The organism is Inquilinus sp. CAU 1745, from assembly GCF_039839375.1.
In the GTDB taxonomy this organism is placed as follows: Bacteria; Pseudomonadota; Alphaproteobacteria; order DSM-16000; family Inquilinaceae; genus JBDOQU01.
In genome coordinates, this window is the sequence record NZ_JBDOQU010000010.1 from 102,099 (window position 1) to 123,950 (window position 21,852).

Annotated in this window: 22 protein-coding genes; 12 read left to right on the top strand and 10 right to left on the bottom strand. The window is 66.1% G+C overall.

What is annotated here, in order from left to right:
• Positions 1-7: 7 nt before the first annotated feature.
• The 7 genes from AAFN89_RS13280 to AAFN89_RS13310 all read right to left on the bottom strand — a co-directional run bounded on the left by AAFN89_RS13280 (position 8) and on the right by AAFN89_RS13310 (position 6,034).
• Complete coding sequence (locus AAFN89_RS13280; protein WP_347539546.1) at positions 8-433, bottom strand: DoxX family protein; 426 nt, start codon at positions 431-433, stop codon at positions 8-10.
• A gap of 61 nt (positions 434-494) precedes the next feature.
• Positions 495-818, bottom strand: coding sequence for a 2Fe-2S iron-sulfur cluster-binding protein (locus AAFN89_RS13285; protein WP_347539547.1), 324 nt, complete (start codon positions 816-818; stop codon positions 495-497).
• A 166-nt stretch (positions 819-984) separates the two neighbouring features.
• A complete protein-coding gene (locus AAFN89_RS13290) occupies positions 985-2,022 on the bottom strand; it encodes an NAD(P)/FAD-dependent oxidoreductase (protein ID WP_347539548.1) in 1,038 nt (345 codons plus the stop codon).
• A gap of 152 nt (positions 2,023-2,174) precedes the next feature.
• Positions 2,175-3,017, bottom strand: coding sequence for a uroporphyrinogen-III C-methyltransferase (cobA, locus tag AAFN89_RS13295; RefSeq protein WP_347539549.1), 843 nt, complete (start codon positions 3,015-3,017; stop codon positions 2,175-2,177).
• A gap of 1 nt (position 3,018) precedes the next feature.
• Positions 3,019-3,750 carry a phosphoadenylyl-sulfate reductase gene (locus AAFN89_RS13300; protein WP_347539550.1) on the bottom strand — a complete coding sequence of 244 codons (732 nt, stop codon included), beginning with the start codon at positions 3,748-3,750 and terminating at the stop codon, positions 3,019-3,021.
• Positions 3,747-4,307 (bottom strand): NAD(P)-dependent oxidoreductase, encoded by a 561-nt coding sequence (locus tag AAFN89_RS13305; protein WP_347539551.1) that lies wholly within the window; start codon positions 4,305-4,307, stop codon positions 3,747-3,749. The genes AAFN89_RS13300 and AAFN89_RS13305 overlap by 4 nt, the downstream gene beginning before the upstream one ends.
• Positions 4,307-6,034 (bottom strand): NADPH-dependent assimilatory sulfite reductase hemoprotein subunit, encoded by a 1,728-nt coding sequence (locus tag AAFN89_RS13310; RefSeq protein ID WP_347539552.1) that lies wholly within the window; start codon positions 6,032-6,034, stop codon positions 4,307-4,309. Before AAFN89_RS13310 ends, AAFN89_RS13305 begins: the two co-directional genes overlap by 1 nt.
• Positions 6,035-6,253: 219 nt before the next feature.
• Here AAFN89_RS13310 and AAFN89_RS13315 point away from each other — a divergent pair, with 219 nt between their 5' ends.
• From AAFN89_RS13315 to AAFN89_RS13350, 8 genes are all read left to right on the top strand, one after another.
• Positions 6,254-7,327, top strand: a complete 1,074-nt coding sequence (locus AAFN89_RS13315; RefSeq protein ID WP_347539553.1) for a COX15/CtaA family protein — start codon at positions 6,254-6,256, stop codon at positions 7,325-7,327.
• 173 nt (positions 7,328-7,500) lie between these two features.
• Positions 7,501-9,102, top strand: coding sequence for a peptide ABC transporter substrate-binding protein (locus AAFN89_RS13320; RefSeq protein WP_347539554.1), 1,602 nt, complete (start codon positions 7,501-7,503; stop codon positions 9,100-9,102).
• Positions 9,103-9,242: 140 nt separating this feature from the next.
• Complete coding sequence (oppB, locus tag AAFN89_RS13325; protein ID WP_347539555.1) at positions 9,243-10,166, top strand: oligopeptide ABC transporter permease OppB; 924 nt, start codon at positions 9,243-9,245, stop codon at positions 10,164-10,166.
• A gap of 16 nt (positions 10,167-10,182) precedes the next feature.
• On the top strand, positions 10,183-11,076 hold the full coding sequence (locus tag AAFN89_RS13330) for an ABC transporter permease subunit (RefSeq protein WP_347539556.1): 894 nt from the start codon (positions 10,183-10,185) through the stop codon (positions 11,074-11,076).
• Positions 11,077-11,078: 2 nt separating this feature from the next.
• Complete coding sequence (locus tag AAFN89_RS13335; RefSeq protein WP_347539557.1) at positions 11,079-12,101, top strand: oligopeptide/dipeptide ABC transporter ATP-binding protein; 1,023 nt, start codon at positions 11,079-11,081, stop codon at positions 12,099-12,101.
• The gene (locus AAFN89_RS13340) at positions 12,098-13,198 is read left to right on the top strand and encodes a dipeptide ABC transporter ATP-binding protein (protein ID WP_347539558.1); all 1,101 of its coding nucleotides are present in this window, start codon (positions 12,098-12,100) and stop codon (positions 13,196-13,198) included. Before AAFN89_RS13335 ends, AAFN89_RS13340 begins: the two co-directional genes overlap by 4 nt.
• Positions 13,199-13,308: 110 nt before the next feature.
• Complete coding sequence (locus AAFN89_RS13345) at positions 13,309-14,223, top strand: metallophosphoesterase (RefSeq protein ID WP_347539559.1); 915 nt, start codon at positions 13,309-13,311, stop codon at positions 14,221-14,223.
• Positions 14,224-14,356: 133 nt separating this feature from the next.
• Complete coding sequence (locus AAFN89_RS13350) at positions 14,357-14,839, top strand: MarR family transcriptional regulator (RefSeq protein ID WP_347539560.1); 483 nt, start codon at positions 14,357-14,359, stop codon at positions 14,837-14,839.
• A 4-nt stretch (positions 14,840-14,843) separates the two neighbouring features.
• Here the strand turns inward: AAFN89_RS13350 and hisS are convergent, their stop codons facing one another.
• Entirely contained in the window at positions 14,844-16,199 is a 1,356-nt protein-coding gene (gene hisS / locus AAFN89_RS13355) for a histidine--tRNA ligase (RefSeq protein WP_347539561.1), read from the bottom strand.
• Positions 16,200-16,312: 113 nt separating this feature from the next.
• Between hisS and AAFN89_RS13360 the strand changes: the two genes are divergently transcribed.
• Both AAFN89_RS13360 and AAFN89_RS13365 read left to right on the top strand, forming a co-directional pair.
• Positions 16,313-17,179, top strand: a complete 867-nt coding sequence (locus tag AAFN89_RS13360; protein WP_347539562.1) for an alpha/beta hydrolase — start codon at positions 16,313-16,315, stop codon at positions 17,177-17,179.
• Positions 17,176-18,003 carry a class I SAM-dependent methyltransferase gene (locus tag AAFN89_RS13365; protein ID WP_347539563.1) on the top strand — a complete coding sequence of 276 codons (828 nt, stop codon included), beginning with the start codon at positions 17,176-17,178 and terminating at the stop codon, positions 18,001-18,003. Before AAFN89_RS13360 ends, AAFN89_RS13365 begins: the two co-directional genes overlap by 4 nt.
• A 63-nt stretch (positions 18,004-18,066) precedes the next feature.
• Here the strand turns inward: AAFN89_RS13365 and AAFN89_RS13370 are convergent, their stop codons facing one another.
• Positions 18,067-18,990 (bottom strand): NAD(P)-dependent oxidoreductase, encoded by a 924-nt coding sequence (locus AAFN89_RS13370; RefSeq protein WP_347539564.1) that lies wholly within the window; start codon positions 18,988-18,990, stop codon positions 18,067-18,069.
• Between the two features lie 11 nt (positions 18,991-19,001).
• Positions 19,002-19,409, bottom strand: a complete 408-nt coding sequence (locus AAFN89_RS13375) for a tellurite resistance TerB family protein (protein WP_347539565.1) — start codon at positions 19,407-19,409, stop codon at positions 19,002-19,004.
• Positions 19,410-19,537: 128 nt separating this feature from the next.
• Between AAFN89_RS13375 and AAFN89_RS13380 the strand changes: the two genes are divergently transcribed.
• Positions 19,538-20,488, top strand: coding sequence for an AEC family transporter (locus AAFN89_RS13380; RefSeq protein ID WP_347539566.1), 951 nt, complete (start codon positions 19,538-19,540; stop codon positions 20,486-20,488).
• Between the two features lie 97 nt (positions 20,489-20,585).
• Entirely contained in the window at positions 20,586-21,851 is a 1,266-nt protein-coding gene (gene glgC, locus AAFN89_RS13385; RefSeq protein ID WP_347539567.1) for a glucose-1-phosphate adenylyltransferase, read from the top strand.
• Position 21,852: the final 1 nt, after the last annotated feature.

A 21,852-nucleotide genomic window follows, 5' to 3' on the forward strand; every position in this document is an offset into this window, starting at 1 on the left:
CGGAGGCTTAGAAGGAGCGGCCGATCAGGCGGTCGACGGACCAGCGCTTGCCGCCATGGATCACGAAATAGAAGCAGGCGGCGGCCCAGATGATGGATTTTTCCGCACCCGCATAGCCCTGGGCCATGACGATCCAGTGGAACCAGACGGTGACCAGCAGGACGATCATCGCCGCGAGCGCGGCCGGGCGGGTGAGGAAGCCGATGGCGAGGAAGATGCCGCCGAAGAACTCCGTCGCGGACAGGAGCGGCGACCAGAAGGCGCCGGGGTAGAAGCCCAGCCCCTCCACCATGCCGGCCGCGCCGAACGGGTCCTGGATCTTCACATATCCATGGGTGACGAGGGCGCCGCCGACGACGATTCGAAGCAGCGTCTCGGCGATCCCGCCCCAACGGTCGTAGAATGGCCCCAGGGCCGGGATGATCAGCTTCATGCTTATATCGTCCTCTCGAATTGTCGGATGGTCCTGATACACGAATTGGACATGCCCGGCATCAACCTTCCGGCGCGAGCGTGACCCGGAGGCCGTCCAGTTCCGGCGCGAAGATGATCTGGCAGGACAGGCGGGAGTTGTCCTCGACCACGAACGCCTCGTCCAGCATGTCGATCTCCTCCTGATGCTGCTCATGCAGCCGGGGCAGCCAGGATTCGTCGACATAGACATGGCAGGTGGCGCAGGCGCAGGCGCCGCCGCACTCCGCCTTGATGGGCAGGCCATGGTCCCGGATGATCTCCATCACCCGCCAGCCTTCCACCGCGTCCAGCGTATGCTCCGCACCTTCGCGGTCGGTCACATGGATCTTGTAGTCGTCGGACATGTCGCCCTTGTTCCTGGTCGCGGGGCCTCAAGAAAATGTCATGCTGGACTTGATCCAGCATCCATGCGGCGTCGACGGAAGCTGGTCCGCGCCCGATCCTCCGCGCCGGTGAAGCGGCTAGGGCCTATGGATTCCGGATCAAGTCCGGAATGACGACTAAAAAACCTCAAGCGACGCCGAGCTTCTTCTGCAGGCTGGTCGAGGAGGTGGTGTACTGGAAGCGCAGCTTTTCGCCCGGCTTCACGTAATGGAAAGCAGACTGGGCCATCAATGCCGCTTCGTGGAAGCCAGAGAGGATCAGCTTCAGCTTGCCGGGATATGTGTTGATGTCGCCGATGGCGAAGATGCCCGACTCCGACGTCTCGAACTTCTCCGTATCCACCGGAATTAGGTTCTCGTGTAGGTTGAGGCCGAACCGCGCGACCGGCCCCAGCTTCATGGTCAGGCCGTAGAAGGCCAGCAGCGTGTCGCATTCGATCTGGGTGACGCCGTCCGGCCCCTTCAGCGACACCGCTTCCAGTTGGCCGTCCGTTCCATGCAACTCGGTGATCTGCGCGATGTGCAGGTCCATCGCGCCTTCCGCGACCAGGGCGCGCATCTTCAGCACGCTGTCCGGCGCGGCGCGGAAATCGTCGCGGCGATGCACCAGCGCCGTCTTCGAGGCGATCGGCTGCAGGTTCAGCGTCCAGTCGAGCGCGCTGTCGCCGCCGCCGGCGATCAGGATGTTCCTGTCGCGGAACCGGTCCATCTTGCGGACGGCGTAGAAAACCGACTTGTCCTCATAGGCGTCGATGCCGGGGATCGGCGGCTTCTTGGGCACGAAGCTGCCGCCGCCGGCGGCGATGACGATCACCGGGGCCTCCAGCACCGTGCCGGCGTCGGTTTCCAGCCGCCATTTGCCGTCTTCGGTCTTCTCCAGCCGCTCGGCCATCTGGCCGAGATGGAATTGCGGGGAGAAGGGCTTGCCCTGCTCCAGCAGGCGTTCGGTCAACTCCTGCCCCGTCACAACGGGCAGGCCCGGAATGTCGTAGATCGGTTTCTCAGGATAAAGCTCGGCGCACTGGCCGCCCGGCTTGTCCAGGATGTCGACCAGATGGCATTTCAGGTCGAGGAGTCCCAGTTCGAACACCGCGAACAGGCCGACCGGACCGGCGCCGATAACGATGACATCGGTGGAAACCGTGGTGATGACGTCTTTTGGCATGGCATCCATCATTCAAAGCTAGGGCGCGCGTCCACCGGACGCGAGCGATCTTCTACAAAAAATTCAAACGGAACGGCCCGCCCCGGATATAGGGGCGGCCGGCGAAGAACGCCACTTTCCCATGCCGCATGGCTGGCATTGGCGTTCCATTCTCAAGCCTGCGCGGCGGCGGTAGCGGGCGTGGCCGCCAGATCGGCGACGGTCTCCCCGTTCGGGCTGATCTGCTGCCAGGGGGCGAGCAGATCATGCAGCCGCGCGACCTCCCCCACCACGATAATGGCGGGGCTTTTCGCGTTGAGGCGGCGGGATTCCCGAGCGCAGCGGACGAGGCTTGTCGTGACGACCGTCTGGCGCGGCGTGGAGGCGTTGGAGACGATGGCGACAGGCGTCATGGGGGAGCGGCCACCCTCCATCAGCCTCGTCGCGATATCCTCCAGCGTGCGCAGCCCCATATAGAGCACGATGACCTGCGCGCCGCGGGCGAGCGCCGGCCAGTCGACATCTTCCGGCACCGTCCCGGCCGCGCCATGGCCGGTGACGAAGGCCGTGGCGCTCGCCATGCCGCGATGGGTCGCCGGGATGCCGGCATAGGCCAGGCCGCCGATTCCCGCCGTGACGCCGGGAACGATCCGGAAAGGCACGCCGGCCTCGGCCAGCGCCAGCGCCTCTTCCCCGCCGCGCCCGAAGACGAACGGGTCGCCGCCCTTCAGGCGCAGGACGCGGCGGCCCTCGCTTGCGTGCGCGATCAGGCGCGCGGTGATCTCCGCCTGCTTCGGGGATAGGCGGCCGCCCCGCTTGCCGACATCCTCGATCAGCGCGCCGGGACGGGCGGCCGACAATATGTCGTCGCCGATCAGCGCGTCATGGACGATGACATCGGCGCTTTCTATCGCGCGCAGCGCCAGCAGCGTGAGCAGCCCGGCATCGCCGGGGCCGGCGCCGACCAGCCAGACCGTGCCGGGCTGGAAGTCGGGAAGGGCGAAAGGATGCGCCATCTCAGATGCCCTCGCCGTGGATGCCGCATTCGGTCTTGTCCAGCCATGCCCAGCGCCCGGCGCGGACATCCTCGCCGGGACCGACCCGGCGGGTGCAGGGCTGGCAGCCGATCGACAGGAAGCCGTCATCGACCAGCGGGTGGACCGGCAGGTCGCGATCGGCCAGGTAGCGGGCGATGTCGTCCGGTGTCCAGGGCGCCAGCGGGTTGATCTTCAGCCGGTCGGTCAGCGGGTCGCCCTCTATGGTCGGCAATGTGGCGCGCTTGCCGCCATGGAACCGCTTGCGGCCGGTGATCCAGCCGGCGAAGCCGGAAAGCGCCGCGTCCAGCGGATCGGTCTTGCGGATGTGGCAGCAGAAATCCGGATCGATGGACCAGAGCGTGCCGTCCGGATCGTGGCGCGTCAGGTCGCGGTCGGCCGGCTGGATGGTGCGCACGTCGGTCAGGCCCAGCCGGTCGATCAGCGCGTCGCGGTAGCCGAGCGTTTGCGGGAACAGCTTGAGCGTGTCCAGGAAGACGACCGGCGTGGCGGGATCGGCTTCCGCCACCATGTCCAGCAGCACCGCGCTTTCCGCCCCGAAGGAGGAGACGAGCGCGATCCGTCCCTTCATCTCCCCCGTCACCATGGCGCGGACCAGCTCCTGCCCGTGCAGGTCGCTGTTGGCGGCGCGGAGGTGGGCAACCCTGTCCTCCAGAGGCGCGGCATCGTCGAAGCGGGCAGCGGAAACGGTCACGGCAGCCATCCTTCGCGATCGATGAAGCCTTCGGTCAGCCGCGCGACCTCCGGCAGCGCCTTGCCCTCCGCCCGCCAATCGTCCCGCTGGCCGGCCAGCCGGTCCAGCCGGCCGCCCCATTCGGGGCCAAAGGTCCGCTCCAGATGCCGGCGGATGCGGGCGGCCAGGCCGGGGCTGCGGCCGGCGGTGGAGACGGTCAACAGCAAATCGCCGCGCCGGACGATGGAGGGGGAGTGGAAGTCGCAGAGATCCTTCACATCCTCCACATTCACAAGCGCGCCGGCCGCCCGCGCGGCGCGGGCGAGGCGTTCGGCTGTTGCGGGATGGACGTCGACGATCCAGACGACGGAGAAAAGGCCAAGCTCCTCCGTCTCCGGCAGGCGGCGGATCAGCCGGTCGCCGGCCAGCCCCGTCAGTTCCGCGACGGGATCGGTCGAGAAGACCGTGAGGTGTAGCGCGCCGCCCTCTATCAACTGGCTGAGACGGCGGGCCGCGAGTTCGCCCTTGCCGATGACGGCTATCCGCACCTGGGCGGGGTCCAGCATGATCGGGATCATCAGATGCTCACCGCGGGCATGGTTTCGTCGATCAGGGCCGCAAGATGCGCCGGGCCCATCCGGCCGCACCAGTCGCCGAAGCCTTCCGGTCCTTGACGTTCGGCGGAGAATGCCTTGAACAGCGGGTCCAGAACGGTCGGCACCTCGCTTTCGCCCACCTTGTCCAGCAGGCGGAAATTCAGCCTCGTGCCCTCGAAATCGCCGCCGACATAGAGCGCGTAATAGCCCGGCATCCGGCCGACCAGCCCGATATCCCCGGCATAGGGCCGGGCGCAGCCATTGGGGCAGCCGGTGATGCGCAGCGAGATCGTCTCCCGCTCCAGCCCGTAGGCGGTGAGGCGCTCCAGGATGCCGGCGACCAGCGGCTGGCGGACCCGCTCCGCCTCCGTGAGCGCGAGGCCGCAGGTCGGCAGGGCGGGGCAGGCGAGCGCCCAGCGCTCCAGCGGCGACAGGTCGCCGGCCAACGTTACGCCATGGTCGCGCAGGATCTTCTCCACCGCCTCCTTCGCGTCCTCCGCTATGTCGGCCAGCAGGATGTCCTGCGCCGGCGTCAGGACGATGGAGGGCTGGTGCGTCTCCACGATCGTGCGGAGGGCGGCGCGGATGCGGCTGTCGCCGATGTCGGCGACGCGGCCGCTGGGGACCGGTACGCCCAGATACCATTTCCCGTCGCCCTGGGTATGCCAGCCCAGATGGTCGACGATGCGGAAGCGCGGCAGCGGGCGCGGCGGATCGTAGGTCCGGCCGGCATGCTCCTCCACCCGGGCCTTGAACCAGGGCAGCCCCATCTCATCCAGCAGGTATTTCAGCCGGGCGTGCTTGCGGTCGGCGCGGTCGCCATGGTCGCGCTGGACCTTGATCACCGCCTCCACCGCCGGCAGCAGCCCGTCCGGCTCCACGAACAGGAGCGGCGTGGCGAGGCGGGGATAGGTCTTCGGCTTGTTGTGGGTCATGCCCAGCCCGCCGCCGACGGCGAGCGTCCAGCCCTCCAGCCGCTGGCCGTCGAAATGGGCGATGACGCCCAGATCGTTGGTGAACAGGTCGATGGAATTGTCGTCCGGGGTGGCGAGGCCGATCTTGAACTTCCGCGGCAGGTAGGTCGCGCCGTAGAGCGGCTCCTCCACCGCGTCGCCGGTGACCTTCTCCCCATCCACCCAGATATCGTGATAGGCGGTGGTCCGGGGCAGCAGGACGGAGGAGAGGAGTGCTGCCGTCCGGTCGAGCGTCGCATGCACCTCGTCCCGGATGGGGGCCGGGGTCGCGGTGACGTTGCGGACCACGTCGCCGCAGGCGGCCATGGTCGTCAGCAGTTCGCCGCTGATGGCGTGGATCAACTCGTGAAGGTCGCCCTTCAGGACACCGTGGAACTGGAAGGTCTGCCGGGTGGTAATCCTCAGCGTCCCGTTGGCGTAATCGTCGGCGAACCCGTCCAGCTTCAGATACTGGTCGGCCGTCAGCCGGCCCGCCGGAATGCGGACGCGGGCCATGAACTGATGTTCCTTCTCAAGCCCGGCCTGCTTGCGTTCGGTCGCGGTGTCGCGGTCGAACTGCTGATAGATGCCATGGGTCTTGAGAAGCTGGACCTCCGACTCCTCGAACTTGTCGGCGGCGGAATCGCCCAGCGTCTCCGCGATCGCACCGCGAAGCTGACGGCTTTCCTCCTTGATCGCCTCGACCTTCGAAAGCTTGGCCGGACGCGCGGGAAGGGAGTATGAAATATCGGGCATCGGCTTATCCACACGTTCGATGTGTTATTAGATCGTCAATAACACATGTTTGATGATGGTCTATCGCATCCGAAATTACAATTCACATTCAAAAATATTCAGTAATAACAATTTTAATTAGTATAATATGATGCGACGCACGGACGCGGATGCGCGGTTTGACGATCGCGCGGCCGACGGCCCATATAGCGGCCATCCCCAACCAGATCGTCATCCGAATTGGCCGCCGTCACCGATACAGCCCCCGCGATTCCCGCCTCGACCGCCAGCGTCCGCCGCCTGGCGGCATGGCTGTTTGTCTGCGCCTTCATGGTCTTCGCCATGGCGGTCATCGGGGCGATCACGCGGCTGACGGAAAGCGGGCTTTCCATGGTGGTGTGGGAGCCGCTGATCGGCGCGATCCCGCCGCTGAACCAGGCGGATTGGAACCAGGTCTTCGACCTCTACAAGCAGACGCCGGAATATGTCCTGGAGAATGCGGGCATGAGCCTGGCCGCATTCAAGGGGATCTATTTCTGGGAATGGTTCCATCGGCTGTGGGGCCGGCTGATCGGGCTGGTCTTCGCCCTGCCGCTCCTCTGGTTCTGGCTGCGGGGCGACATCGGACGCGCCGATCGGGGCGGGACGCTGAAATGGAAGCTGCTGGGCCTCCTCGCGCTCGGCGGGCTCCAGGGCGCGCTGGGCTGGTACATGGTGATGAGCGGCCTGGTCGACCGGCCGTCGGTCAGCCAGTACCGGCTGGCGGCCCATCTCTCCGCCGCGATCCTGATCTATCTGCTGCTGGTCTGGGTGGGCTTCGGCCTCCTCCGGCCGAAGGGCGACGGGGCAATCGTCTCCCGCTCGCTCAGGCTGCATGGATGGGCGGCGCTGGCGATGGTCGGGGCCACCGCCTTCTGGGGCGCGCTGGTGGCCGGCCTGGACGCCGGGATGGCCTACAACACCTTCCCGCTGATGGACGGACACGTCCTGCCGCCGGAGGCCTGGAGCCTCAACCCGCCTTCGATAAACTTCTTCGAGAATACCGCCATGGTGCAGTTCACGCACCGGTGGCTGGCGCAGACGACGGCGCTTTTCCTGCTGCTGCTCTGGGTGCGGGGGAGGATCGAAGGCCTGAGCGGGCGGGCCGCGACCGCGGCCGCTTCGGTCGCCGCCATGGTCCTTTTGCAGGTCTCTCTCGGCGTCGGGACGCTGCTGATGCGCGTTCCCATCCCGCTGGCGGCGGCGCATCAGGCCGGAGCATTGTTGCTGCTGACGGCGGTGCTTTGGTTTCTTCATGAAACCCGGCGGGCGTGATCGGGAACGGAGATTCCTTACTCTTTCCATATCGTAGATTTTGTTTGCTGGCGGATTTCGGCGGGATTACCGTGACCTCTAAAGCCGGGTGTCGAAACCGGCGTCTGGACACGGAATAGATGAGCCGTTTCCGCAGAAGAAACTCAGTTACGAACAGAAAGAGGCACTCCTCGATGAGTCACATCCGCAAGCTGACGACGCGCGCCGCGCTGACGGCCGCGCTTCTCGTCTCCACCGCCTTCGCCGCAGAGGCCGCCGGCACGCTTCATCGCGGCAACGCCGCAGAGCCCGAATCACTCGACGTTCACCGATCCTCCGGCGTGTCGGAATCCAACATCCAGCGCGACATCTACGAAGGGCTGACGGCAGAGGCGGCGGACGGGACGATCATCCCCGGCGTCGCCGAAAGCTGGGACGTCAGCGATGACGGGCTGGTCTATACCTTCCACCTGCGCGACGACGCCATGTGGTCGGACGGTACGCCCGTCACGGCGCATGATTTCGTCGCCGGCTTCCGGCGCGGCCTCGATCCCGAAACCGCCGCCGACTACGCCTTCATGCTGTGGCCGATCAAGAACGGCAAGGCGATCAACGAAGGCTCCATCACCGACATCACTCAGCTCGGCGCGGTCGCAATCGACGACAGAACGCTGGAAGTGACGCTGGAAAGCCCCACGCCGTACTTCATCGGCCTGCTGGCGCACCATATGGCGTACCCGGTCCACATGCCCTCCATCGAGGCGCATCCCGATTCCTTCACCCAGCCGGAGAACTTCGTCGGCAACGGCGCCTTCGTCCTCACCGAATGGGTGCCGCAGGGCCACATCAAGCTGGAGAAGAATCCCGATTTCCACGATGCGGAGAACGTGTCGCTGGACGCGATCTATTACTATCCGACCGAGGATCAGGAGAACGAGCTTCAGCGGTTCCGCGCCGGCGAGTTGGACATCACCTATGACGTTCCGGCCTCCCAGATCCCGTGGATCGAGGAGAACCTGGCCGAGGAGTTCCACAACACCGTCTATCTCGGCAACTATTTCTACGGCATCAACACCCAGATCGAGCCGTTCAAGGACAACATCCCGCTGCGTCAGGCGATGTTCCTGGCGATCGACCGGGAGATCCTGACCAAGCAGATCACCAAGGGCGGCGAGATCCCGGCCTATGGATGGGTGCCGCCCGGCATCGCCAACTACGAGCCCCAGCAGCTCGACGAATGGGAAGCGATGACCCAGGAGGAGCGCAACGCGCTGGCGGTCGAGAAGTACGAGGAGGCGGGCTTCAGCGTCGACGAGCCGCTGGACATCGAGATCCTCTACAACACCAACGACAATCACCGGAACATCGCGATCGCCATCGCGGCGATGTGGAAGCAGACGCTGGGCATCAACGCCACGCTGCGGAACGAGGAATGGGGCACCTACCTCAACAGCCGCGACGAGTTGCAGTTCGACGTGGTCCGTGCCGGCTGGATCGGCGACTACAACGATCCGAATACATTCGCCGGATATCTGCGCGGCGATATCGGCCAGATGAATCCGGCCGGCTGGCAGAACGCCGAATATGACCGGCTGGTGGCGGAAGCCGCCACGGAGCAGGACATGGAAGCCCGCTCCGACCTGCTGGAGGAGGCCGAGCGCATCATGCTGTCGGAGATGCCGATCATCCCGATCTACTACTATACGCAGCAGCATCTGGTCTCGTCCGCCGTGTCGGGCTGGGAAGACAACATCATGGACCGGCACGCCTCGCGCTATCTGAGCGTTTCGCGCTGACGCGACCATGAATATCCGGGGCTCTTTCCGACGCTGATCCCGGCGCGGGAAGAGCCCCGCCTTTTTTCGACGACCGCACGAAACGACCGGCCGCGATCAGCGGATGCCGTTTCGCATTATGTCAAATTGGGGCCAGGCCCGTGCTCAGTTATTCAGTACGCAGAGTGCTCGGAGCCATACCGACGCTGCTCATCATCATCACCATCACCTTCTTCATGGTGCGGCTGGCGCCGGGCGGCCCGTTCTCCGCCGAAAGGCGGGTGCCGCCGCAGATCGAGGAAAACCTCAGGGCGGCCTACAATCTGGACGACCCGCTGATCCTCCAGTACCTGAACTATCTGGCGGACGTGCTGCGGGGCGATCTCGGCCCGTCGTTCAAATATCTCGACTTCTCGGTCAACCAGCTCATCGCTCAGGGCTTCCCGGTGTCGATGCAGCTCGGCGGCACCGCAATCCTGCTGGCCGTCCTGATCGGCACGACGCTGGGGTCCATTGCCGCGCTCAAGCAGAACAGCAGCGCCGATTTCGGGGTGATGAGCCTCGCCATGGTCGGCATCACGATCCCGAACTTCGTCGTCGCCCCCCTGCTGGTGATGCTGTTCGCGGTGCAACTCGGCTGGCTGCCGGCCGGTGGCTGGGGCAGCGGGGCCTGGGAATACAAGATCCTGCCGATCGTCGCGCTGACGCTGCCGCAGGTGGCCTATGTCGCCCGGATGACGCGCGCCAGCATGATCGAGGTGCTGCGGTCTAACTTCATCCGGACGGCGCGGGCCAAGGGGCTGCCGGAGCGGGTGATGATCGTGCGGCACACGCTGAAGGGGGCGCTGCTGCCCGTCGTCTCCTATCTGGGGCCGGCGACGGCGGCGATCATCACCGGGTCGGTGGTGATCGAACAGATCTTCGGCATGCCCGGCATCGGCCGCTATTTCGTCCAGGCCGCGCTCAACCGCGACTACACGCTGGTCATGGGCGTCGTCATCTTCTACGGCGCGCTGATCATCGGATTCAATCTCCTGGTCGACCTCGTCTACGGCCTGCTGGACCCCAGGGTCCGGTACGACTGACGGAAGGAGGAAACCCATGACGGTGCAAACCGTACTTCCGGCCGACGAGCCGACGACGATCAAGGGTCGCAGCCTGTGGTCGGACGCCTGGCGGCGGCTGAAGCGCAACAAGCCGGCGATCGTCAGCGCAATCGTGCTGGGCCTGATCGCCCTCTTCTGCGTGGCCGGCCCCTGGTTCGTCCCGTTCGAGATCGACCAGATTTTCTGGGACCGCATCCAGGCCCCGCCGGACTGGGCGGCCGGGCACTATTTCGGCATGGACGAAACCGGGCGCGACCTGATGGTCCGCGTCATGCAGGGCGGTCAGATATCGCTGATGGTCGGGCTGGTGGCGACCATCGTCAGCCTGATCATCGGCGTGACCTGGGGGGCCACCGCGGGCTTCATGGGCGGCCGCGTCGACAGCATCATGATGCGCATCGTCGACGTGCTCTATTCGCTGCCCTTCATGTTCTTCGTCATCCTTCTGCTGGTCTTCTTCAGCCGCAGCATCATCCTGATCTTCGTCGCGATCGGGGCGGTGGAATGGCTGGATATGGCGCGCATCGTCCGCGGCCAGACCCTGTCGCTGAAGCGGAAGGAGTTCATCGAGGCGGCGCACGCCTGCGGCGTCTCAAACTTCAACATCATCCGCCGGCACATCATCCCCAACACGCTGGGGCCGGTGATCGTCTACATGACGCTGACGGTGCCGAAGGTGATCCTCTTGGAAAGCTTCCTCAGCTTCCTCGGCCTCGGCGTTCAGGAGCCGCTGACAAGCTGGGGCGTCCTCATCAGCAACGGCGCCAACAACATCCATAACGCGCCCTGGATGCTGCTCTTCCCCGCGACCTTCCTCGCCGCGACGCTGTTCTGCCTCAACTTCATCGGCGACGGCATCCGCGACGCGCTGGACCCGAAGGACCGATGACCGTGACCCAGCCCGTAATGGAAAGAACGAACGCCTCCTCCGCCCCGGACAGGGATGCGGAGGAGGCGGTGCTGGCCGTCGACCGGCTGGAGACACGCTTCTCCACGCCGGAGGGGGAGGTGCGGGCAGTCAACGGCGTCAGCTTCGATATCCGCCAGGGCGAGACGATCGGCGTGGTCGGCGAAAGCGGTTCGGGCAAGAGCCAGATATTCATGTCGATCATGGGGCTGCTGGCGACCAACGGCCGCGCGACCGGCAGCGTCAAATATCGCGGGCAGGAGATATTGGGGCTCGCTCCGGCGAAGCTGAACCGCATTCGCGGGTCGAAGATGTCGATGATCTTCCAGGACCCGATGACCTCGCTGAACCCCTACCTCAAGATCGCCAAGCAGATGACGGAGGTGCTGGTCCAGCACCAGGGGATGAGCGAGAAGCAGGCCCTGGCGAAATCCGTGGAGATGCTGGACCTGGTGCGCATCCCGGAGGCGAAGCGGCGCATCAGGATGTACCCGCACGAATTCTCCGGCGGCATGCGCCAGCGAGTGATGATCGCGATGGCGCTGCTCTGCCAACCCGACCTCCTGATCGCCGACGAGCCGACGACGGCGCTGGACGTCACGGTCCAGGCTCAGATCCTGGATCTGATGCGCGACCTGAAACGGGAATTCAGCACCTCGATCATCATGATCACCCACGATCTGGGCGTCATCGCCGGCCTGTCGGACCGGGTGATGGTGATGTATGCCGGCAAGATCGTGGAGACGGGCGCGGTGGAGGATATCTTCTACCGTCCGCAGCACCCCTATACCGAGGGACTGCTGAAGAGCATGCCGCGACTGACCGACGAGATCGGGCGCGAGCTGCCGACCATCCAGGGCCAGCCGCCGAACCTTCAGCACCTGCCGTCGGGCTGCAATTTCCGCCCGCGCTGCCCCTACGCCTTCGACCGCTGCGTGAACGAGGAACCGCCCTTGGCGCCGTTCGCCCCCGGCCGCGCGAAGGCCTGCCATCTGGAAAGCCTATGACCGATCAGACGACCGACCGGGCGAGCAGGACGGAAACGGGCGCGGCTGCCGCGCCGCTGCTGACCGTCCGCGACCTGCGGGTCCATTTCCCGATGCCCAAGCGCCATTTCCTGTCGAAGGAGCGCGACCAGCTGAAGGCGGTGGACGGCGTCAGCCTGGAACTGCGCCCCGGCGAGACGCTGGGCGTGGTGGGGGAAAGCGGCTGCGGCAAGTCCACGCTCGGCCGCGCGATCCTCCAGCTCATCACGCCGACCGAGGGCCAGGTCGTGTGGATGGGGGAGGATCTGACCAGGCTATCCGACAGCGCCATACGGGCCAAGCGCCGGGACATGCAGATCATCTTCCAGGATCCGCTGGCCTCCCTCAATCCCCGCATGACGGTCGGCGACATCATCGCCGAGCCGCTCCAGACCTTCGAGCCGAAGCTTTCCCGCCAGCAGGTGCGCGACAGGGTCCGGGAAACCATGTCCCATGTCGGCCTGGTGCCGGAGATGATCAATCGCTACCCGCACGAATTCTCCGGCGGACAGGCGCAGCGCATCGGCATCGCCCGGGCGATGATCCTGAAGCCGAAACTGATCATCTGCGACGAGCCGGTGTCGGCGCTGGACGTCTCGATCCAGAGTCAGATCGTCAACCTGCTGATGCGCCTGCAGCGGGAATTCGGCCTGTCGCTGATCTTCATCAGCCACGACCTCTCGGTCGTCCGCTATATCAGCCACCGGATCATGGTGCTCTATCTGGGCAAGGTGGCGGAGATCGCGCACAGGGCGGAGCTTTACGAACATCCGCGCCATCCCTACACCCAGGCGCTGATCTCCGCCGTGCCGCTGCCCGACCCGGACGCCGAGCGATCCAAGGAGCGGATCGTGCTGACCGGCGACCTGCCGAGCCCGCTCAACCCGCCATCGGGCTGCTATTTCCGCACGCGATGCCCCAAGGCGCGGGAGAAATGCGCCCAGATCGCCCCGGAACTCTACGATGTCGGGCCGAAGCACGTAGCCGCATGCCACTATTGGGACGAGCCGACGCCGACCGCTCAGCATCCGGAAGGCGTGGCGGCGGAGGAGATCGAGCCTCATCACCGCGATGCCTGACGAGGGCAGGACGGGCGGAATCGGCGAAACGTCATCCCGTCGTCACCGGGCTGTAGCGGCCCCGGCGTAGGCTGGAACAATCCCTCCAACCAGCCAGCCGGATGACCGTCATGTGCCGATTCCCAATTCCCGTCCTCGCTGCGGCGGCCCTTCTCCTGAACGTCGCGGGCGCGGCCGCCCAGGAGGAGCCGCTTTTCCGCTTCGGGCTGGTCGCGGACCCGCAATACGCGCCCGTGCCGCCGAAGGGCACCCGCTACTATGGCAACAGCCTGTGGAAGCTTTCCGAAGCAGTGGAGGATTTCAACGGGCGCGATCTGGAGTTCGTCATCACCGTCGGCGACGTCATCGACCGTCATTTCGAGAGCTTCGATCATCTGCTGCCGATCTATGGCCGGCTGGAGCATCCGGCCTATTTCGCGCTGGGCAACCATGATTTCGACGTGGCGGCGGACTATCTGGCCTCCGTCCCCGACCGGCTGGGGCTGGAGGCGCGCTATTACGATTTCGAGCATGAGAGCTGGCGGTTCATCGTGCTGGACGGCAACGACCTCAGCCTGTTCGCCAATCCGGAGAGAACCGAGCGTCACGCGGCGTCGGTCGCGATGCTGGACGCGCTGACGGCGCAGGGCGCCGTCAACGCCAAGCGCTGGAACGGCGGGCTGGGAGAGGAGCAGCTCCGCTGGCTGGAAGATCGGCTGGAAGCCAGCCGCGCCGCCGGGGAGCGGGTGATCGTGCTGGGGCACTATCCGCTCTATCCGGAAGACCAGCACAATCTCTGGAACGCCGAGGCGGTGACCGAACTCCTGGGCCGGTTCGACAATGTCGCGGCCTATCTCAACGGCCACAACCATGCCGGCGGCTATGGCGAGCTGGACGGCGTCCACTACGTCACCTTCCAGGGCATGGTCGAGACGGCGACGGAGAATGCCTACGCGGTCGTGGATGTCCATGCCGACAGGCTGGAGATCGACGGCGAGGGCCGGGAGGAGGACCGGACGCTGCCGCTGCCGGCGGCGATCAACTGACATTTTCGGAAATCAAGGAAGGGCTGATATTTTCTTGCGCTACATAAGCGCGCTTAAGTATGGTTGAGTCTCCTGCCTCCCACGGCGGGCATGTCGTCAGCGATGTGAAGTCTCACCAGACGAGAGCGTGGAATTGGATCGTCGCAAAGAGATCGACTGGCCGACCCTCACGGCCACCCTCCGTCCCGAAAACAGTCCGGGCTTCCTTCTCTGGCAAGTGACCAACCTCTGGCAGCGGCGGCTGAGGGCGCGGCTGGAAGGGGTCGGGCTGACCCATGTGCAGTTCGTCCTGCTGGCCGGGCTGGCTTGGCTGGAGGGGCGGGAGGGGTCCGTCAGCCAATCGCGCCTGGCGCAGTTCTGCCGGACCGACGCCATGATGACCAGCCAGGTGGTCCGTGCGCTGGAGGGCGCGGGGCTGGTCCGGCGATCGGCGAACGCGAAGGACGGGCGGGCCAAGGCGCTGGGCGTCACCGACGCCGGGGCCGACGTGCTGAACAAGGCCATGCCGGCCGTGCTGGAAACCGATTCCGCTTTCTTCGGCACGCTGGGCGGTGGCGGACAGGCCGACCTGGTTCAGGCGCTGCGCCGGCTGTGGCAGGCGCAGGAAGCGAACTGATCCCTCAGCCTTCCTCGGAAGCGATCAGCGCCTTCAGGGTCGTGGGCAGGTCCGCCTGCCGCACGCGGTCCTGGGTGCCGGCGCGCAGATTCTTGACCAGCGCCACGCCTTCGGAGAACTCGTCGTCCCCGATGATGATCGCCGCGGGGAAGCCCTTCTTGTCGGCGTATTTCAACTGGTCGCCCAGCTTCTTCCGCTCGGTATAGACCTCGATGTTCAGCCCGGCCGCCCGCAGTGTGGAGGCGATGGCGAGGTAGCGGTCCAGATGCGCGCGATCCATCACCGTGACCAGCGCGGCGGCCGGCGTCTGGCCGGCGGGTTTCAGCAGCCCCGCATCGAACAGCCGCGACAGCAACCGGGTCAGCCCGATGGAGATGCCGACGCCGGGCAGCTTCTGGCGGGTGTAGTTCGACGCCAGATCGTCATAGCGGCCGCCGGAGCAGATCGACCCGACCTCCGGATGGTCGACAAGCTGCGTCTCATAGACCGTGCCGGTATAGTAATCGAGCCCGCGGGCGATGGTGAGATCGATCCGCCAGCAGTCCTGCGACACGCCCAGCGCCTTAAGCCCGGCGGAGACTTCTTCCAAGTCCGCCAGCCCGTCCGCCAGCAAGCCGCTGTCTCCCGCGATCGGTTTCAGCGCCTCCAGGTCGGCCTCTCCCGTCAGCGCATCCAGCAGCGCGCCGGCCTTGCCGGGCTCCATGCCGGCCTGGGCCGCCAGTTCGCGGGCGACGGCGTCGCGCCCGATCTTCTCAAGACTGTCGACGGCGCGCAGCCCGTCCGCATAGCGCGCCGCCGCGACACCATAATGCTCTAGCAGGCCCTGCAGGACCTTCCGGTTGTTGATCCGGATGACGAACCGGCCGATGCCGATCCGGCTGAAGATGGCGTGGATGACGCACGGGATCTCCGCGTCGTTCAGCGCGCTTAGAGAGTTGTTGCCGACGATATCGATGTCGCACTGGTGGAATTCGCGGAAGCGACCGGCCTGGGGCCGTTCCCCGCGCCAGACCTTCTGGATCTGGTAGCGCCGGAAGGGGAAGGTCAGCTTGCCGAAATGCTGCGCGACATAGCGGGCCAGCGGCACCGTCAGGTCGAAATGCAGCGCCATCTCGGTCGAGGGGTCCTCGCCCTCTCCGGCGGCGAGGCGGGAAAGCGCGTAGATCTCCTTCTCCACCACGCCCTTGGCGGACAGGACCTCCTTGCGCTCCACGGCCGGCGTCTCGATCGGCGTGAAGCCGTAGCGCTCGAACTCTTCGCGGATGATCCGCAGCAGCCGCTCCTCGACCAGCTTCTCCTCCGGCAGCCATTCCGGGAAGCCGCTGATCGGCTGGGGCTTGATGATCGGATTGTCGCTCAAGGTCGATGTCCCGGTTTGAGGGGAGAAGCTGGGGAGGGAGTTTCCGTTTAGGGAGATTGCCCTGTCCGCGCAACCTCCGGCACACTCGGCGGCCTGGAATCGGGGAGAGATTCATGACTGACGAGCTGCGCCGGGAATTCATAGAGACGGATGCCGGCCCCATCCATGTGGTGGTCGCGGGCGAGGGGCCGCCGTTGCTGATGCTGCACGGCTATCCGCAGACCCATGTGATGTGGTTCAAGATCGCCCCGGCGCTGGCGGAACGGTTCACCGTCGTCATGCCGGACCTGCGCGGCTATGGCGACAGCGCCAAGCCGCCCGGCGGCCCCGACCATGCCGGCTATTCCAAGCGCGCGATGGCCGAGGACCAGGTCCAGGTGATGGAGGCGCTGGGATTCGAACGGTTCCGGGTCGTCGGCCATGACCGGGGCGCGCGGGTCGCCCACCGGATGGCGCTAGACCATCCGGAAGCGGTGGAGAAGCTGGCGCTGCTGGACATCGTGCCGACCCTGACCCTGTTCGACACAGTGAATCAGCCGGTCGCGACGGGCTACTACCACTGGTTCTTCCTGATCCAGTCGGGCGGGCTGCCGGAAAGGCTGATCGGCCAGGACCCGGAATTCTACCTCCGCCACAAGCTGTCGCACTGGTCGGCGGACGGCGGCGCCTTCACCGAACAGGCGATGGCGGAATATCTCCGCTGCTTCTCCAACCCCGAGACGATCCGCGCCTCCTGCGAGGATTACCGCGCGGCCGCCAGCATCGATCTGGAGCATGACCGGGCGGATGGCGACAGCCGCATCGCCTGCCCGACATTGGTCTTGTGGGGCGAGAAGGGGCTGATGGGCCGGCAGTACGACGTGCTGTCGACATGGCGGGACAAGGCCGACGACCTGCGCGGGCACGCCATCGATTGCGGGCACTTCCTGGCGGAGGAGAAGCCCGAGGAAACGTATGCCGCGCTGGAGGATTTCCTGTGACCGACATCATGGATGATTCGGACCGCTATATCGACGCCAACCGTATGGCGTGGAACGAGGCCGAGCCTCACCATCGCCGGCATCCGCAATATGCGCGGCTGCTGGAGAGCTTCGCCGCTCCCGGCTATTCCTGCCTGGACGCGACGCTGACGGGCGCGCTCGCCGATCTGGGAGTCCGGGGGAAAAGCGTGGCGCAGATCTGCTGCAACAACGGCCGTGAGCTCCTGTCGGTCGGGAATATGGGCGCGGCGCGATGCGTCGGGTTCGACCAGTCGGCGGGGTTTCTGGCCCAGGGGCGGGAACTCGCGCGGGCGGCGGGGATCGACGCTCGTTTCGTGGAAACCGATGTCCACGACATCCCGCGCGAATTCGACGGCGTCTTCGACATCGCCCTCATCACCATCGGCGTGTTCGGCTGGATGCCGGACCTCCGGCGCTTCCTGGAGACGCCGGCGCGGCTGCTGCGGCCGGGCGGGCATCTGGTGATCTATGAGGAACACCCGATCCTGAACATGGTCGGCGACGAGGAGACGGACAAGGAAGACCGCTCCGTGCCCGCTCCGCTAAGGCACAGCTATTTCCGGACGGAGCCGTTCGAGGACAAAACAGGCCTGGATTACTGGAGCGGCCAACCCTATGACGCCCCGCCGCACTACTGGTTCCCCCACACGCTGGGCGCTGTCGTGACGGGCGTCCTCGACCAGGACCTGCGCCTCCGCCGCCTGGAGGAATTCGCCCACGACATCTCCGAAAAAATATGGCTGGCCCACCGCGCGGCGCAACTGCCGCTCAGCTACCTGCTGGTGGCGGAGAAGGAGGGGTAACCCCTCACCCTCCCGGCTTTCGCCGGGCCCCTCCCTCTCCCACAAGGGGCGAGGGGAAAGTTGTTAGCCCTCTCCCCTTGTGGGAGAGGGTTGGGTGAGGGGTGTTGGTTCGGCCGCCTGGAACAGCCGTATCAACGCCGAGTGGTCCAGTTCGGCGTCGCCGGATTCGGCGAGGCGTTCGAAGAGCTGGCGGTTGAGGGTGAGGGCGGGGAGATCAAGGCCGAGGGAGGCGGCGAGCTTCTCCGCCTGGACCAGGTCCTTCAATTGGGTGCGGACCTTGCCGCCGGGCTGGAACTGCCCGTCGATCATGCGCTGGCCGTGGACCTCCATGATCCGGCTCCAGGCAAAGCCGCCATCCAGCGCCTCCCGCACGCGGGCGGGGTCGGCCCCGGCCCGTTTGGCGAGGCTCAGCGCCTCGGCGACCGCGCCGATGGTCAGGCCAACGATCACCTGGTTGGCCGCCTTGGCGATCTGGCCGGCCCCGACCCGACCGACATGGGTGACGCGTTTCCCCAGCGCGTTCAGCACCGGTAGGGCGCGGGCGAAATCCTCTTCCGAACCGCCGGCCATGATGGTCAGCGCGGCGTCGCGCGCCCCGATCTCCCCACCCGAGACGGGGGCGTCGACATAGCCGCCGCCGGCTTCGGCGATCCGGGCGGCGAAGGCGCGGGTCGCCGGCACCTCCGTCGTGCCCATGTCGATGACCAGCGCGCCGGGGCGCAGCCCGGCGATCACCCCGTCCGGGCCGTCCAGCACGGTCTCCACGGCCGGCGTGTCGCTGACCATCAGGATGATCGTATCTGACTCCTCCGCAACCTCGCGCGGGCTGGCGGCGGGCGTCAGCCCTTCGGCTGCCAGCAGGTCCACCGAAGGCCGGCTGCGGTTCGCGACCGTGACGCGGGCGCCGGCGCGGTGGAGGTTGAGGGCCATCGGCCGGCCCATGAGGCCGAGGCCGACCATTCCGACGGCGGATTCTGCGAGCGACATGGCGGGCCGTCCTATTCCAGCGTCATGTGGCGGGCGCGAGCCCCGCGCTCGATCGCCGCGGCGGAAAGCCGATCGATATCCAGGGAGTGGCGGATCATCTCCAGCAGCCGAAGCTCCTCCTGGCTGGCGGTCGCGTCGGACGCCACCACGTCGCAGGCGATGGCGTAGGCGGTTTCCCGCAGATGGTCCGGCAACGCCCGGTCGATGATGTCGAGCGCGCGGTCGAGTCCTTCCTCCTCCTCCAGGAGGGAGATCGTCTCCTCGGTCAGCGTCGGCAGTCTGGACCTGTCGAAGTCGCGGAAGACGGGGAGGAAGCCGATCATCTCCCCCAATGTGTTGATCTCGTTGTCGGTCATCGCGCCATCCGAGGCGGAGACAAGCACCATGGTATAGATCAGGGCGCCGCAGGGGTCGGTCATGTCTGGTCCTTTTGGGCTTCGGGAGCTTCGACGCCGCCATTTGGCGACCGCCGGGCGTCGAAATCAAGGCAGTCCGGCGGGCAAGGCCGCTCGACAGGCGGGCGGGCCGGTGGCATAGGACGCCGATCATGTCCGCCATCGTCAATGTCGTCCTGCCCGTCTTCGCCATCATCCTTGTCGGCTACCTGTCCGGTAAGGCAAGGCTGCTCGGCCCCGCATCGTCGGAGGCGCTGAACAAGTTCGTCTACTGGATCGCGCTGCCGCCGCTCCTGTTCCTCGCGATGGCGGCGGCGTCGCTGGACGAGATCCTGCACTGGCCGTTCATCGGCGCCTTCCTGGGCAGCATCCTGGCCGTCTGGGCGCTGGCCGCGCTGCTGGGTGCGATCGTCCACCGCGCCCGCCCGGCGATCCTGACCATGCAGGGCATGAACGCCAGCTTCTCCAACACCGGCTATATGGGCATCCCGCTCTTCGTCGCCGCCTTCGGGGAGGCGGGGCTGCCGCCCGCGACCCTGGCAACGGTGATCATGAGCGCGGTGTCGGTCGGGATCGCGGTCGTCTGCCTGGAGCTGAGCGGATCGGAGCGGCAGGGGCTGGGCCATGCGCTGAAGGATGTCGTTCTCGCGCTGGCGAAGAACCCGCTGGTCGTGTCCTCGATAGCTGGAATCGCCTGGTCGGAGGCGGGATGGCCGATCCCGACGCCGTTCGTCACGTTGTTCCAGCTTCTGGGCGCGTCGGCCAGCCCGTGCGCGCTGTTCGCCATCGGCCTCTTCCTCGCCAGCCGGCCGCTGGCGGCGGATCTGGCGGAGGTGACCTGGATCAGCTTCCTGAAGCTGATCTGGCAGCCGCTGATCTGCTGGGCGCTGATCGTCGCCTTCTTCCCGATGGAGCCGTTCTGGGCGGCGAGCGCCATCCTGCTGGCGGCGCTGCCGACCGGCGCGCTGACCTTCGTCGTCGCCCAGCAGTATGAGGTCTATGTCGAGCGGACCTCCGCCGTGATCCTCGTCTCCACCATCATCTCTGTCGTGACGCTTTCGGTCCTGCTGGCGATCTACGCGCCCGCCTTCCCGAACATCTGAGGCCACCCAAGCGTTCATTTCGCAGGCGGCGCCGGCTGCTATAGTTCATGAAAGGTCCCGAGTCGGCGCCGCAATGAACGACCAGGGGAGGAAGGGCATGCGCGAGGAACCGGTGGTGCGTCAGCTTCCGCGACGGGCGATCGCGCTCGTCCTCGCCGGCGGGCGGGGAAGCCGCCTGCACCAGTTGACCGACCGGCGGGCGAAGCCGGCGGTCCATTTCGGCGGCAAGTTCCGGATCATCGATTTCGCGCTGTCGAACTGCATCAATTCCGGCTTCCGCCGCATCTACGTCCTGACCCAGTACAAGTCCCACAGCCTGCTGCGCCATCTCCAGCGCGGCTGGAGCCATTTCCGGGCGGAGATGAACGAGTTCGTGGATCTGCTGCCGGCCCAGCAGCGGATCGACGAGACGATGTGGTATCGCGGCACGGCCGACGCTGTCCGGCAGAATGTCGACATCTTCAGGGCGGAGGACCCGGACCATGTCATCGTCCTGGCCGGCGACCATGTCTACAAGATGGATTACGGCGCGATGCTGGAGGACCACGTCACCAGCGGCGCGGAGGTGACGGTCGGCTGCGTCGAGGTTCCGCGCATGGAAGCGACGGGTTTCGGCGTCATGGCGATGGGCGAGGCGCGGCGGGTGACGGGCTTCCTGGAGAAACCGGCCGATCCGCCGGGGATGCCGGGCAAGCCCGATGTCGCGCTGGCCAGCATGGGCATCTACATCTTCAACGCCAAATTCCTCTACGAACTGCTCGCACAGGACGCCGCCAGCGGCGAATCGAGCCACGATTTCGGCAAGGACATCATTCCCTACCTGGTCGCCAACGGCCACAAGGTGCTGGCCCACAGCCTGACCCAGAGCGGGATCGTCGGCGAGGGACAGACGGAGCCCTACTGGCGCGACGCCGGCACCATCGACAGCTATTGGGAAGCCAATATCGACCTGACGACGGTGACGCCGGCGCTGGACCTCTATGACGAGATGTGGCCCGTCTACACCTACCAGGCTCAGCTTCCGCCCGCGAAATTCGTCTGGGACGAGGGCGATCGGAGGGGCGCGGCGCTTGACAGCATCGTCTCGGGCGGCTGCGTCGTTTCCGGCGGAATCGTCTCCCAATCGCTGCTGTTCAGCCAGGTCAGGGTCAATTCCTACGCCCGGCTGGACGGGGCGGTGGTGCTGCCGCGCAGCGACATCGGCCGCCATGCCAGGCTGAGCCGCGTCATCGTCGACAGCGGCTGCCAGATTCCCGAAGGCATGGTCGTCGGCGAGGACCCGGAGGAGGATGCGCGGCGGTTCCACCGGTCTCCGGACGGCGTCGTGCTGATCACCCGCGATATGCTCGAAGCGCTGGACTGAG

Excerpts from the sequence above, each read along its gene's own strand:
- AAFN89_RS13280 (WP_347539546.1), bottom strand. The coding sequence starts at position 433 with ATGAAGCTGATCATCCCGGCCCTGGGGCCATTCTACGACCGTTGGGGC.
- AAFN89_RS13285 (WP_347539547.1), bottom strand. The coding sequence starts at position 818 with ATGTCCGACGACTACAAGATCCATGTGACCGACCGCGAAGGTGCGGAG.
- AAFN89_RS13290 (WP_347539548.1), bottom strand. The coding sequence starts at position 2,022 with ATGCCAAAAGACGTCATCACCACGGTTTCCACCGATGTCATCGTTATC.
- cobA (WP_347539549.1), bottom strand. The coding sequence starts at position 3,017 with ATGGCGCATCCTTTCGCCCTTCCCGACTTCCAGCCCGGCACGGTCTGG.
- AAFN89_RS13305 (WP_347539551.1), bottom strand. The coding sequence starts at position 4,307 with ATGATCCCGATCATGCTGGACCCCGCCCAGGTGCGGATAGCCGTCATC.
- AAFN89_RS13310 (WP_347539552.1), bottom strand. The coding sequence starts at position 6,034 with ATGCCCGATATTTCATACTCCCTTCCCGCGCGTCCGGCCAAGCTTTCG.
- AAFN89_RS13320 (WP_347539554.1), top strand. The coding sequence starts at position 7,501 with ATGAGTCACATCCGCAAGCTGACGACGCGCGCCGCGCTGACGGCCGCG.
- AAFN89_RS13330 (WP_347539556.1), top strand. The coding sequence starts at position 10,183 with ATGACGGTGCAAACCGTACTTCCGGCCGACGAGCCGACGACGATCAAG.
- AAFN89_RS13340 (WP_347539558.1), top strand. The coding sequence starts at position 12,098 with ATGACCGATCAGACGACCGACCGGGCGAGCAGGACGGAAACGGGCGCG.
- AAFN89_RS13345 (WP_347539559.1), top strand. The coding sequence starts at position 13,309 with ATGTGCCGATTCCCAATTCCCGTCCTCGCTGCGGCGGCCCTTCTCCTG.
- AAFN89_RS13360 (WP_347539562.1), top strand. The coding sequence starts at position 16,313 with ATGACTGACGAGCTGCGCCGGGAATTCATAGAGACGGATGCCGGCCCC.
- AAFN89_RS13370 (WP_347539564.1), bottom strand. The coding sequence starts at position 18,990 with ATGTCGCTCGCAGAATCCGCCGTCGGAATGGTCGGCCTCGGCCTCATG.
- AAFN89_RS13375 (WP_347539565.1), bottom strand. The coding sequence starts at position 19,409 with ATGACCGACCCCTGCGGCGCCCTGATCTATACCATGGTGCTTGTCTCC.
- AAFN89_RS13380 (WP_347539566.1), top strand. The coding sequence starts at position 19,538 with ATGTCCGCCATCGTCAATGTCGTCCTGCCCGTCTTCGCCATCATCCTT.
- glgC (WP_347539567.1), top strand. The coding sequence starts at position 20,586 with ATGCGCGAGGAACCGGTGGTGCGTCAGCTTCCGCGACGGGCGATCGCG.